Genomic DNA, 13,323 nt, shown 5'->3' on the forward strand with positions numbered 1-13,323 from the left:
GGTATCATCATCTTAAATGAATTGTTTAGAATGATTTTACAGATTTCTCAATCCATTGCCCAATCCCCCACGGTAGCATTAAGAAGAGCCAAAGCAGCAACAGCGGCAGTGTCAGCGCGTAAAATACGCGGACCTAATGATATTGGAACCACAAAAGGATGTTTTTTTAAAAAGCTCCGCTCTTCTTCACTAAAGCCACCTTCCGGTCCAATAAGAATACCAGGTGTTGTAACGTCACGCTTTTTAAAAGAAGCTAATGGATTATGCGATTTATGCTCTTCATCACAAAAGAATAAAGGCTGTGTCTTATCCCACCGTGCTAAAAGTTCTGCTAATGATAGAGCAGAGACGCATTCAGGAAGAGATAAAATTCCACACTGTTCAGAAGCTTCAATAACATTGGCTTCCATACGCGCCATATTGATACGCGTAACCTGCGTATGATGCGTCATAACAGGCTGCAAAATCGACACCCCCATTTCAACAGCTTTCTGCACCATATAATCCAACCGCGCGTTTTTGAGTGGAGAAAAGCAATAAATAAGATTGGAATGCGTCGTTTGTAATCTTTCTTGATGGATAAGCTGAACCACAACAAATTTTTTCTTAACAGCAATAAGTTTAGCAAGCCACTCACCATCCTGTCCATTAAAAAGTAAAATTTCTGCTCCTTCTTTCATACGCAAAACATGCACAAGATAAGAAGCTTGTGCCCCCTCTATCTTTATTTCTTCATTCAAAGCCAATGTCTGTCTGATAAATAATCTTTTAAGTTTATAATTTATGCGCATAAAAATTTTGCCAAAGCTCACTATCGTCATCGAGAAAATGAAGAAAAATATATAGCAAAAAGAAAAAATTATATCTATAGAACTATAATATATTAAAGAATTATAGAGTTTTTTTAGCTTTATGAGATAATAATAGGAACTTATAGATCCTTAAGTGATTCTGCTTTCATAAAAGTTTAAATAATGCACCATTCATCTTTGCATTCAGTCATTGATGTATCCGTGGAGGAAAAATATGTCTGCTAAAAAAGCTACAATTATTACGATTACAACCCTCTTAGCCTTTATTTTGATTACAGTGGGAATTGGTTCTGTTGGAGCAGACGGGAAGCATACAATTACCAAAGATGGCTATGGTATTTCTTCTGCGATTCAATAAGCACTGGCCAACATCCTCCTTAAAATTTTAATGTTTTTTAGCAACTTTTCTAAGATTTGCATCAATATTATGAATCTCTTGTATTTGAGAGATTCCATAAGAAGGATTTTTATTCTTCTCTTCAGTCATTTATCTATATCAACCACACTTATTATGACGGAGAGGACGGTTTTTACTGCTTCACGACGAACGGACTTAAAATGAGAGAATCTTTCGATAATGGGAGTTCTGATTTAAATTTAAAAGACAATTTTAAGTTGCAAAAAAACGAATTACCATTATAGGATAAAATATCATACAGATGAAAAACAGATACTCAATCTGCGTCAATGTCTTTTGTAACCCAAAAATTACCATGATTTTGTCCTTTAGAGCTTAGAGAAAATGTAAAAGGCCATGCAAGGCTATCAGCAAGACATTGGACGTCTTTACATAAAGTTTCTGATCTATAGTTTTTGTCTAGTTGTGCCTGTAATATCAGTTCATTTTGCTTCCCTTGCGCCATAGCAGCTGCAATGGTTCCTTGAATGGATAAGCTCAAGTCTGCTGTACGCATTAATGACTCTGTCACCTTCATCATACCTTCTGAAAAGCTTGTCTGAATATCCCAGTGATCAAATGTTGTTGAAAAAGTCTCATTATTCATTAAAAGAAATTGTTGTTTATTTGAAAGTCTTGTTTGTAATTCATTCAGATCATACCCTAATAGCCGACCAGAAGACATCTTCAGTGTTAATTCACCCTGCATTTTCGTGAAAATTTCTGGCCAAGAATCAGCAAGTGTTCGTACCGTTGCAGTAAAATTCGTTTTGCTTTGTATAAATGGAATAAATCCCAAGGTTTCTAAAGTCTCCTGCATATCAATAGAAGCGCCTGAAATATTTCCTCCAATACGCACTCTCTGTCCAGCTGACGTAACTTCAATATTACTTTGCACGGATCCACCAAAAATATTAGCATGTCCAAGATCAAAAATACCATGCCCATCTCTTATTTGTATTGCAGCAGCTAAATTTGTGAGTGAAATATTTCCTATTTTAGCTTGTGGCGCAGAAAGTCGTATATCCACGCCAATACGATCAAAAGTTCTCATGTCAAAGCAGGCATTTTTCTTTTTGCCTGAAAAAAATATTGAACTCAAGAGGCTAAGGTCTAGGTTATCAAAAGCTAAAGAGCCCATGACATTTGGTACATAATCTTGAAAATCGAGTTTTAAAGCTCCTCGCGCATTGGCTTTTCCCATCGTAAATGTAACATTGTTCATTTGGATATGCATTGGCTGCGCTAAAAAATGAGATTCCCATACAATGGGTATTTTTAATTTATGTCCCCAAAACTGATTTCCACCAACCCAAGACAATGTCTGATTCCATCCAGGAGAACGCATCGATACTTTTCCGTCAAAAATATAATATTCAGATAACCGAGCCTTTCCTGTAAAAGTTATTCCCCCACGTACAGAATTGAGACTTGCCCTAATATGACTTTTGCCTCCTGCAAGAAGCAACAATGCTTGAGAAGCATCAATTGATAACTTTGTAAATTCTCCACGCCAACGCGCATCTGCGCGTAACCGTACTTCCTGAGTTGATTTCGGACAATCTAAAGTTGCATTTAATCCTGTTATTTTTTCTGCTGCTCCTGAAAAACTATCGTGATACACAAGAACACCATTTTTAATGACAATCCGCCCAAAAGGTTGTTTTAAAAGTTGCTCTATCTCTGGATGTTCAGGATTATGTTTTAATATTTCACGCGTATTACGTATTGCCAACCCTAATGCACCTTGTGAGCGAGAAAACCGATCAAAAAAATCTGCTATTGTTTTAACAGGCTTTTCCATAACAAATTGAGGACGCATAATCCGCGTCTCTGAAAAAGAAATATGTCCCCAAAGAAGATCGACGACAGAAAGATCAACTTCTATTGATTCAGCTTCCATTAATGGCGCAACATCATCCATTTTTGATGTTAAAGTAACGCCAGAAAGAAATGCTTTAGGATAAGGAAAAAGATGTAATCGCGGTGGATCACGCAATTGCACATTGTAACCCGTCCATGCACTCAAATCCTGCGCTAAACGAATACGAATCGCATCTGTAGAGATAAGATAAGGTAAAACGAGAATCCCCACTCCCAATAAAAAGATAATTGTAATAAAAATTCCGCTCAAAAGTTTTATTATTCTGATGCGCACAATATCCCTCTATACTTATCCCCCTATAACAGATTAAAAACAAACTTAAATGATCATAAAAAGTTTTTATAACCCTATAATTCACTATATCCACTTTGTATCTTCATTATTTTTGTTCTTTATCCAAAATTTATTCAAACAGCAATGTTGCTGCTTCTTTATAAAGCAATTATTTAAAAGTCTTCAAAACTATAAATCCACAACATTATAAAACCATTCTTACTGTTCTCATATGAATATTGCTATAAAACTCTATCGTATTATTAGAAAATGCTTTACAAAAAAAAACAAACAGCCTTACCGAAAGGATCTCTGAATGAATAATATTATCGACGGAAAAAAACTTGCTGAAGAGATTATTGTGAAAGTTAAGGCCGAAACAGCAAAGCTCCGCCATCACTATAATATACAACCTAGTATCGCTGTTATTATCGTTGGAGATGATCCTGCAAGTCAAGTATATGTCGCCTCAAAAAATAAAAAAGCCGAAGAATGTGGGTTTCTTTCAATCAAACATGCCGTTTCCAAAGAAACACAAGAAAAAGAACTCCTTCAACTTATTGCAACATTAAATTCTGATCCTAAAATTCATGGTATTTTGGTACAGCTGCCTCTCCCTGCTCATATGAATACAAATCGCATAACACAAGCCGTTGCTTTCCAAAAAGATGTTGATGGTTTTCATTATATTAATGTAGGAAAACTCGCGGCAAATGCACTTGAAGATGCAATTATTCCCTGCACTCCAGCTGGTGCCATGATGATGATTGAACAACATTGTGGGCAAGATTTATCTGGACTTGATGCTGTCGTTGTTGGACGCTCTAATATTGTTGGAAAACCTATGGCTGCCCTTTTAACAGCAGCCAATGCCACTGTGACAATTGCCCATAGTCGTACCCGTGACCTTGATGATGTGTGTCGAAGCGCTGATATTCTAGTAGCAGCTGTAGGCCGCCCACAAATGATTAAAAAAGACTGGATAAAAGATGGTGCAATTGTTATTGATGTCGGTATTAACCGCGTTGCTGCACCAGAAAAAGGTATAGGGAAAACACGTCTTGTTGGTGATGTCGATTTTGAAAACGTAAAAGAAAAAGCTGCTGCGATCACCCCTGTTCCAGGAGGCGTTGGACCAATGACAATTGCCATGCTTATGGTTAATACACTCAAAGCTGCTGCGCGATCACACAATCTGCCTATACCAAAATTCTAAGAATTGTAACAATTCCTTGTATATGGTTTCCTTGTATATGATTCAGCTTATTATTTTTGCATTTTTCATGTCATAAAAACAGATGCCCCTTGATCTGCACGATTAACGGATTGACGAAAAACATGAAAAAGTTCGCGTCCAACACCATGTTCGTTTTTTGAAAGATCTGGAGGTATGATTTGTCGCGCGTTAAATTTTGCTAAATCCTCCAAAAGAGTTAATTTACCCTCATGAGCATCAAGAAAAACAATATCACCATCCTGCAAACGTGCAATGGGGCCATTATCCACTGCTTCTGGTGTCACATGGAGGGCAGCAGGAATTTTTCCTGATGCTCCTGACATACGCCCATCGGTTATCAATGCTACCTTTTGACCGCGATCTTGTAAAACGCCTAAAATGGTCGTTAATTTATGAAGCTCTGGCATACCATTGGCTTTTGGTCCTTGATAGCGAATAACAGCGATAAAGTCTTTATTATGCAACACTCCAGATTTAAAAGATTTTTGTAGTTCCTCTTGATCATTAAAAACAAAGACTGGTGCTTTAATCTGCCAATACTCTGGTTTAACAGAGGAAACTTTTATAATAGCTGTTCCCAAATCTCCTGATAAAACACGAAGACCACCATCAGACTGAAATGGCTTTCTCCACCCTGCTAACACCTTATGATCACCACTTTCCTTAAGAGCCGCTTCACGCACCACATGACCATCAGCAGAAAGCTTTGCTTCAATTGCATAAGCATTGAGATCTTTACCAAAAACCGTAGAAACATCTTCATGGACCAAGCCTGCCTCGATAAGCTCGCGAATAATAAATCCCATTCCCCCCGCAGCATAAAAATGGTTAATATCTGCTAAACCGTTAGGATAAATGCGCGCTAAAAGAGGCACAACGGATGAAATTTCTGCAATATCATGCCATGTCAATTTAATACCGCAAACAGCAGCCATAGCAATCAAATGAATCGCATGATTGGTAGAACCTCCTGTTGCATTTAATCCTACAATGGCATTCACAAAAGAACGCTCATCAATGATCATACCAAGTGGACTATAATGATCACCAAGATCTGTCATTTCAAGTACACGTTTCGTAGCTTCTTTTGTTAAAGCATCACGCAACGGTGTATTAGCATTAATAAAAGAAGCTCCAGGCATATGAAGCCCCATCATCTCCAGTATCACCTGATTAGAGTTAGCTGTTCCATAAAATGTACATGTTCCTGGCCCATGATAAGAACGTGCTTCTGATGCTAGAAGTGTTTGGCGATCTATTTTATTTTCCGCGTAAAGTTGACGTATCTTCGCTTTTTCATCATTACCTTGACCACTCGTCATGGGACCAGCTGCTATAAAAATTCCTGGTAAATGACCAAATGTTAGTGCACCAATCAATAAACCTGGTACAATTTTATCACACACCCCAAGATACAATGCTGCATCAAAGACATCGTGTGATAAGCTTATAGCTGTCGCCATTGCAATTACTTCACGCGAAAAAAGGGAAAGCTCCATCCCCGCATTTCCCTGCGTAACACCATCGCACATCGCGGGAACACCACCTGCAACCTGTGCAACACCACCAACCATACGGGCCGACTCTTTAATTAAGTGAGGAAATTTTTCAAAAGGTTGATGCGCTGAAAGTATATCGTTATATGCCGTGATAATGCCAATATTCCCAACAATATTTCCCTTCAAACGCTCTTTATCTATTGCACCACAAGCAGCAAAGCCATGCGCCTGATTGGCACATCCTAAAAAACTTCGTTTGGGGCGATGAACTTGTGCTTTTGCAATACGATCTAAGTAAATTTCTCGTGTTGATTGAGACCGTTCATAAATCCTTCGTGTAACTGTGGCAATTGTCTTGGAAAGTGCCATATTTCTCTCCCCCTTTCATTGTTGCTGCCCCTCATTCATTGAGAGAGATTATGTTTTTATTCACCTTGTGTCGCATATTTTGATTCACTTATTTCATTTTCTGCAGGCGACCAATAAACCTGAACGAGATGAGGGGAATTACGCAAAATTGCCCGAATAGGCATTTCTATTTCAGCCCCGTCTTGACAAGCCTCTTCAAAACAATCGCGTTTCTGAAAACCTTCAAAATGGAGAATAATACAACGAGATTGCATAATAACTGGCAAAGTTAGTGAGAGTCTTGGCTCAACAGCACTCTTAGCATGAAGGGGTAAAACAAGTGCTTGTGTTCGTAAATCAAGCGCTTGCTTTAAACGATCAGCATCAGGAAAAAAAGAAGCCGTATGTCCATCCTGCCCCATTCCTAAAACAACAACATCAAAGGGTTTAGGCAAAGTATTAACACGACTCGCCGCTGAAAAAGCAGCAAGTTCAGCAGTAATTGCTTTATGATAAAGCCCTACAAAACGTGCTTTTTCGGCAAAATTTTGTAACAAATGACACCGTACCATATGTTCATTTGAACGTTCATCGTGTGTAGGGACAAAACGTTCATCGACCAAAGTGATAATAATATTTTGCCAATCAATATCCGCTTTTGACAAATAATGAAAAAACAATGCTGGTGTTTTACCACCAGACACCGCTAAAACTGCTCTCTTGCGCTCAAGAACAGATACACTAAGCTCTGCGGCTACTCGATCTGCCAATGCCAAGGCTAAAGTCTGAGGGGTTTCAAAATCTAAACGGTCAATATTCATTCTATACATACTTATTGCTCTAAACTAAATTGTTCCATATACGCCCATCACGTTCCATGAGGCTCATCGAAGCAGACGGCCCCCACGAACCAGCATTATAACTGTGAACAGGCTGTTTTATTGCTTCCCACCCCTCAATGATTGGATCAATCCAACGCCAAGCAGCCTCAACTTCATCACGACGCATAAACAGTGTTTGATCTCCACGAATAACATCCATTAATAAACGTTCATAAGCATCAGGATTACGTTCAGAAAATGCGGAAGCAAAACTCATGTCTAATGGAATGTGACGAAACCGCATACCGCTATAACTTGGATCCTTAATCATCAACCATTGTTTTACACCTTCATCAGGTTGGAGACGAATTACAAGCCGATTAGAAAAAATTTCATCTAAATCCACATTAAAAATATTATGAGGAATAGGTTTAAAAACCACAACAATTTCAGACATTCTCGTGAACATGCGCTTACCTGTTCGTAAATAAAAAGGCGTATTAGCCCAACGCCAGTTATCAATCTTAACCTTAAGGGCTACAAATGTTTCGCTCTTACTCACTCTTCCCAAATCATCAAAATAAGACTCTACAGATATACCATTTGATAGACCAGAAAGATACTGCCCACGTACAGTATGCTGCCCTACATTATGGACATCAAGCGGTGTTAAAGAATGTAAAACTTTAAGTTTTTCATCACGTACAGCATTAGCACTGTTGGTAAATGGTATTTCCATCGCAACCAAACAAAGTAATTGTAGCATATGGTTTTGAACCATATCGCGTAAAGCACCAGTGCTTTCATAATATTCTGTACGCCCTTCTAACCCTAGAGATTCAGCAACGGTTATTTGAACATGATCAATATAATTGGAGTTCCATAGCGGTTCATAAAGTGTATTAACAAACCGCAATGCCATTAAATTTTGAACAGTTTCCTTCCCAAGATAATGATCAATACGAAAGATCTGCTCTTCATTAAAGGCGCTTGCAAATACATCATTAAGTGAAACCGCTGTTTTTACATCGCAACCAATTGGTTTTTCAATGATAATCCGTGTTTGTGGTGTCACCAAATCATTTTTTTCCAACTTCATCGCAATATCAGCAAAAAGTGACGAACCAACAGCCAAATAAAAAGCTCGAATATCCGCTGAATCTTGTGACAGAAGGAGGGCTAAATCCTCCCACCCTCGATTTGAGGAAACATCAACAGAAACGTAAGTTAAACGTGCAAGAAAACGATTGAGTTCTGTTGAATTTAGATCTTTTGGATGGATATGTTTTTCTAAAGAAAGACGGATAGAATTTTGATATTCTTCACGACTTAAGGAAGTGCGCGAAACCCCAATAATACGTGTTGGCTCACTGAATTGCCCAGCACACTGACAATGATACAAAGCCGGCAAAAGCTTGCGCAACGCCAGATCACCATTGCCACCAAAAACAATACAATCAAAGGAAGAAACTGGAATAATTTTACGCACCATGAACTTGTTTATTTTTCTATTCGATTATGAAATCCCATATCACTTATAAAAGCTTTCATCATTAAAGCAGACAGATACTAAATAAGCCATTAATTTTCTTCATTTCAAGCAATGTTTCCATTAAAGGCGATCCAATAAAGAAAACCAACGCATTGCTAAAAATATAAGCGGATAACGCAAAACTCTTCCCCCCAGAAAAGATGAAATCTTTAAGTCTTGGAAATAGGAAAAACGTTCATATTTTCCAGTTAACCATTCTGCGTATAATTTTCCCACGAAAGGAGCCAGCATAACGCCATGCCCTGAATAACCACCACAATAAGTCATCCTTGAAAAAATTTGGCGAACATAAGGCATGCGTTCAACTGTGATGGCAACCGTTGCTCCCCACCGATGGCTTAAATTGATAGAATGTAATTGAGGATAAATTTCAACAATTTGCCGTTTTATACGTTCATCTAAATTTAGAGGATGCTTATTATCATAACTTTCTACACCACCAAATAAGAGGCGATTATCAATGCTTTTGCGAAAATAGCGAACCATAAAACGGGAATCATCAACCGATTCCCCCCCTATAAGAATTGAACTATGCTTTGGTAATGGGTCCGTTGCTCCAATATAAGAGCGAATAGAAACAATATTTTTTTCAATAAAACGCTCCAGACCAAGTTTATACCCATTTGTTGCAAGTAAAACATGCTCTGCTGTTACACTGCCTTTTTCTGTTATTACTTTCCAATGTGCTCCCTTGCGCCTTACGGTCGTTACTTGTGACTTCTCATAAAGCTTAGCACCAGCATCTTGTGCTCTTTTTGCCAACCCAATAATCAATTTTAAGGGATTTATATGACCGGTATCCGCATCATAAATACCACCACAATAAAAAGTTGATCCAAGTCGCTCAAATGTTTCAGCCTTATCCATAAAAGTAAGCGCGTGATAGCCATAACGCTGCATCGCCTCAATATGCCGTTGATAAGAGAGAAGCTCACGCCTTTTATGAGTTACAGAAAGCTGTCCTCCTATCAAATCACACGGACAATTAGGCATTGCGCATAAAGCTAAAATATCTCTTTTAGCTTCTTCTGCCAAATCAAACAGAGCCTTACTTCGCTCAAAACCATACTTTTTTTCTAATGTTTCTACCCATTGCCGTTGCCCTGTTCCCAGCTGTCCACCATTGCGCCCTGAAGCACCATCACCAAAACGTGATGCTTCAAATAAAACAACATCTACTCCAGCTTTGGCTAAATGATAAGCAGCCGAAAGACCCGTAAATCCGCCTCCAATAATGACCACATCACACTGTCTGTTTTCACAAAAAGAAGGATACGATGGACGTTCTCTTAAAGCATCTTCATACCAAGAAATTCCTGGAGAAATTGAATTATAATCAATCATCGTCATAAAATTTAAACATTCAGCAGGAGATATTCACGCTCCCACGGACTGATTACTTCCATAAAAGTTTCAAATTCTTGGCGTTTGATTGCAGCATAAGTACTGACAAACACATCCCCTAAAATAGCACGTATCACTGTATCTTGTTCAAACAAATTGACTGCCTCAATGAGTCCACGCGGCAACTCAATATTATCAGCGTTTACATTATTTGTCGCTGGCTCATCCGGCTCAATTTTTTGTTGCAAACCAATAAGACCACACGCTAAAGAAGCTGCAAGGGCTAAATAAGGATTCGCATCTGATGAAGGAAGTCTATTCTCAACACGCCGCGCTTGAGGAGCAGAACGAGGAACTCGAAAAGCTGTAGTACGATTATCATATCCCCATCGCAAATTAACAGGAGCCGAATTATCAGGAACAAGACGTCGATAAGAATTCACATAAGGTGCAAGCATCACAAGTACCCCTGGCATATGTTTTTGCAATCCACCAATAAAATGGCGAAAACAGATACTTTCTTCACCATTTTCCTGTGTAAAAATATTCATACCGGTTTTCTTATCAACAACCGATTGGTGAATATGCATAGCAGAACCCGGCTGCCCTTGAATGGGTTTTGCCATAAAAGTTGCATACATATTATGTTTTAGTGCTGCTTCACGAATTGTTCGTTTAAACATAAAAACTTGATCCGCTAATTCAATAGGATCACCATGACGTAAATTGATTTCAAACTGTCCTGCTCCTTCTTCATGAATGAGGGTATCAATTTCCAATCCTTGTGCCTCTGAAAATTGATAAATATCATCAATCAAATCATCAAATTCATTCACACCAGCAATGGAATACCCCTGTCCACCACCAATTGAACGTCCAGAACGACCAACCGGTGGAACTAACGGATAATCAGGATCGGGATTTTTTTGTACCAAATAAAACTCAATTTCTGGTGAAACAACAGGGCTTAAACCCATTTTTGTGTAAAAGTGAACCACCGTTCGTAAAACATTGCGTGGTGTGTAATCCACAACCTGACCATTTTGATACACAAGATCACAAATCACCTGTGCCGTAGGAGCATCTTCCCATGGAACAATGCTTAACGTAGAAAGATCAGGCTCAAGGCGTAAATCACCATCTGCTTTAGGATATTCAAAACCATGACCATCTTCCGGATAATCCCCTGAAATTGTTGCCATAAAAACTGCTGAAGGCAATGCCAATGATGTTTCCGATGTAAATTTTTTAGAAAGCATCATCTTGCCCCGTGGTACCCCTGCTTGATCAGGCGTAATACATTCAATATCCTCTACCTTACGGAAAGCAAGCCATTGTGAAACTTGTTCCCAATTGTGCACACCACGTAAACTTTTGAGAAAACGAGAAACAGGTTTAAAATTCTTACTTTTCGTTTGTTTACCATTTTTTACATCCATAACATACCAACTTTAAAAACAATCAAGTCCTATTCTTATTGTATCAGCCCATGCATAAACGACACGAAAAAAATTTATCAACTGATATTTTGAATAATACTATAAGATCCATCAAGGTAAAAGAACTTTACGCTCAACAAGCTATCCTATCACCATAGTGAAAAAAATGATATTGCACGCGATACATCGGTGCTAACCTTCTCCTTATATAAAACAGCGAGAAATACCATATTGTACGTAACCTAATTCCGATTCAAATAATCATATATAAGCAAACATTGGTGAGAATAATAAAGGCGAGATATTTAATTTCCTTTTGGTTGTCGCAATGCTTAATTAAAAGAAAGGAAACTTTTCTTTTAATATGAAGCAAGTTTTGTAACTCTATTGTTATCCACATAGAAGTAAACACCCTAGTCATGGTGAGTAGCCTTTACAGCTGTGCTTACAAACACTCACCCCGCCATAATATGCGTAAATGTATTTTCAGGATAAGACATACGCTCAGCATTTCCGACATGAAACTTAACCATCGCCTGCATAACAGAGCTATCAACCTTGTTCTGAGCGAATGGTACAAACTCTGCACTTATATCAATTTCCACCGCTTGACATTGCACTTCGCACACAATATTTAGAGCTGAGAATCCAGTAGAGCATACCAAATCCAATAGATAGGAATTTTTGCTAATTGCGCCATGCGTGATCCAACATTTGATAGTCTCCAGCCCACTAGGAGGTGTGTTATTTATATCTAAAAAGCCAAAAAATCAGGATATGAGAACACAATAATATCAATTTCCTTTGAACTAAAGTCCTTCATCGTCGATCTTCCACCATCGTAAAATCTTTTTTGTATCAGTTGCTTTCACATACTTTGACTTATGACCTAGTGATACTGTGCAGATTGAGTACACATCCCCAGAGCCCAGATTGTAATTAAGTTCGTACCACTCTGCTCTTTTATAGAAAATAAATAACCATAATCTTCAGATATAATACGCCTAGATTCAATAATTACCGTAAGCTTATGTAAATCACAACCCAATTGTGATAATGCCTCATAAATTTTACGAGGGTATTCGTCATTGATCGTCACGGCATCGCAGAACGCTGTGGAAGTCGGATATCCCCCGCCTAGACTGATAAAACTTTTTTGATCCTTCAATGCGTAAATATCCTTTCCAGCCTTAGTTAAGGTGGATACTATTAACTCAGTCGAATTCAAATTAGAGCCCACATGCAAAGGCGCCCCATTAAGCCTAATCCTATTGGATTCTAGCAAAGATAATGCGGCACGTAACTCCGCCGCAGTCATACCAAAACGCAATCTATCCCCGTTTGCCAGTACATGGCACAATCTCAATGAGATTTTAGGCAATATGTCAAAATGGCGGGCAAGAGCGATGATGTCATGTAATTCGATAATATTATCACACTGGACATTTATATGTTTTCTAATAGATAATTCTATCTCTTCTCGAAGTTTTACAGGGATATCAAAAAATATATATCTACCTTTAAAATCATCTTTTTGCACTAATGATATTTCATAACCAGACGCAAATTCCAAGTCCCAGCAACATAACAATGATGCCCCGCACGTCCATTAAAATACCCTGCTTTTTCTCGCCCTAGGCATTCATAGCCCGACCACGTAAAACAGGATACCAATTACAATATCAGACCATAAGGCTGCAAGAGAAAGTTCTTTTA

At 38.3% G+C, this 13,323-nt stretch carries 11 protein-coding genes; 2 read left to right on the plus strand and 9 right to left on the minus strand.

Annotation, left to right across the window (positions count from 1 at the left end):
• Window positions 1-47 precede the first annotated feature (47 nt).
• Window positions 48-791 carry a 16S rRNA (uracil(1498)-N(3))-methyltransferase gene (locus ACFILH_RS02420; RefSeq protein ID WP_273790384.1) on the minus strand — a complete coding sequence of 248 codons (744 nt, stop codon included), beginning with the start codon at window positions 789-791 and terminating at the stop codon, window positions 48-50.
• A gap of 235 nt (window positions 792-1,026) precedes the next feature.
• Here ACFILH_RS02420 and ACFILH_RS02425 point away from each other — a divergent pair, with 235 nt between their 5' ends.
• Window positions 1,027-1,170, plus strand: coding sequence for a hypothetical protein (locus tag ACFILH_RS02425; RefSeq protein WP_273790383.1), 144 nt, complete (start codon window positions 1,027-1,029; stop codon window positions 1,168-1,170).
• Window positions 1,171-1,486: 316 nt separating this feature from the next.
• Here ACFILH_RS02425 and ACFILH_RS02430 read toward each other — a convergent pair whose 3' ends face one another.
• Complete coding sequence (locus ACFILH_RS02430) at window positions 1,487-3,367, minus strand: AsmA family protein (protein ID WP_375658104.1); 1,881 nt, start codon at window positions 3,365-3,367, stop codon at window positions 1,487-1,489.
• Between the two features lie 316 nt (window positions 3,368-3,683).
• Between ACFILH_RS02430 and folD the strand changes: the two genes are divergently transcribed.
• Window positions 3,684-4,583, plus strand: a complete 900-nt coding sequence (gene folD / locus ACFILH_RS02435) for a bifunctional methylenetetrahydrofolate dehydrogenase/methenyltetrahydrofolate cyclohydrolase FolD (RefSeq protein ID WP_273790381.1) — start codon at window positions 3,684-3,686, stop codon at window positions 4,581-4,583.
• A 65-nt stretch (window positions 4,584-4,648) separates the two neighbouring features.
• Here folD and edd read toward each other — a convergent pair whose 3' ends face one another.
• The 7 genes from edd to ACFILH_RS02470 all read right to left on the minus strand — a co-directional run bounded on the left by edd (window position 4,649) and on the right by ACFILH_RS02470 (window position 13,198).
• Window positions 4,649-6,472 carry a phosphogluconate dehydratase gene (gene edd / locus ACFILH_RS02440; protein ID WP_273790380.1) on the minus strand — a complete coding sequence of 608 codons (1,824 nt, stop codon included), beginning with the start codon at window positions 6,470-6,472 and terminating at the stop codon, window positions 4,649-4,651.
• Between the two features lie 56 nt (window positions 6,473-6,528).
• Window positions 6,529-7,281, minus strand: coding sequence for a 6-phosphogluconolactonase (pgl, locus tag ACFILH_RS02445; protein ID WP_375637519.1), 753 nt, complete (start codon window positions 7,279-7,281; stop codon window positions 6,529-6,531).
• A 10-nt stretch (window positions 7,282-7,291) separates the two neighbouring features.
• Window positions 7,292-8,764 carry a glucose-6-phosphate dehydrogenase gene (gene zwf / locus ACFILH_RS02450; RefSeq protein WP_375667301.1) on the minus strand — a complete coding sequence of 491 codons (1,473 nt, stop codon included), beginning with the start codon at window positions 8,762-8,764 and terminating at the stop codon, window positions 7,292-7,294.
• A 120-nt stretch (window positions 8,765-8,884) separates the two neighbouring features.
• Window positions 8,885-10,168 carry an NAD(P)/FAD-dependent oxidoreductase gene (locus tag ACFILH_RS02455; RefSeq protein ID WP_375667308.1) on the minus strand — a complete coding sequence of 428 codons (1,284 nt, stop codon included), beginning with the start codon at window positions 10,166-10,168 and terminating at the stop codon, window positions 8,885-8,887.
• Between the two features lie 11 nt (window positions 10,169-10,179).
• Window positions 10,180-11,607, minus strand: a complete 1,428-nt coding sequence (locus tag ACFILH_RS02460; protein WP_273790377.1) for a glutamine synthetase family protein — start codon at window positions 11,605-11,607, stop codon at window positions 10,180-10,182.
• 455 nt (window positions 11,608-12,062) lie between these two features.
• On the minus strand, window positions 12,063-12,359 hold the full coding sequence (locus ACFILH_RS02465; protein ID WP_375637537.1) for a class I SAM-dependent methyltransferase: 297 nt from the start codon (window positions 12,357-12,359) through the stop codon (window positions 12,063-12,065).
• A gap of 137 nt (window positions 12,360-12,496) precedes the next feature.
• Window positions 12,497-13,198 carry a hypothetical protein gene (locus ACFILH_RS02470; RefSeq protein ID WP_375657467.1) on the minus strand — a complete coding sequence of 234 codons (702 nt, stop codon included), beginning with the start codon at window positions 13,196-13,198 and terminating at the stop codon, window positions 12,497-12,499.
• Between the last annotated feature and the right edge of the window lie 125 nt (window positions 13,199-13,323).

This window comes from Bartonella sp. CL435QHHD, from assembly GCF_042195095.1.
Taxonomy (GTDB): domain Bacteria; phylum Pseudomonadota; class Alphaproteobacteria; order Rhizobiales; family Rhizobiaceae; genus Bartonella.

Bases quoted from the DNA above. Each gene is read 5' to 3' on its own strand.
- ACFILH_RS02420 (WP_273790384.1), bottom strand. From the start codon at position 791: ATGCGCATAAATTATAAACTTAAAAGATTATTTATCAGACAGACATTG.
- ACFILH_RS02425 (WP_273790383.1), top strand. From the start codon at position 1,027: ATGTCTGCTAAAAAAGCTACAATTATTACGATTACAACCCTCTTAGCC.
- folD (WP_273790381.1), top strand. From the start codon at position 3,684: ATGAATAATATTATCGACGGAAAAAAACTTGCTGAAGAGATTATTGTG.
- edd (WP_273790380.1), bottom strand. From the start codon at position 6,472: ATGGCACTTTCCAAGACAATTGCCACAGTTACACGAAGGATTTATGAA.
- pgl (WP_375637519.1), bottom strand. From the start codon at position 7,281: ATGTATAGAATGAATATTGACCGTTTAGATTTTGAAACCCCTCAGACT.
- zwf (WP_375667301.1), bottom strand. From the start codon at position 8,764: ATGGTGCGTAAAATTATTCCAGTTTCTTCCTTTGATTGTATTGTTTTT.
- ACFILH_RS02455 (WP_375667308.1), bottom strand. From the start codon at position 10,168: ATGATTGATTATAATTCAATTTCTCCAGGAATTTCTTGGTATGAAGAT.
- ACFILH_RS02460 (WP_273790377.1), bottom strand. From the start codon at position 11,607: ATGGATGTAAAAAATGGTAAACAAACGAAAAGTAAGAATTTTAAACCT.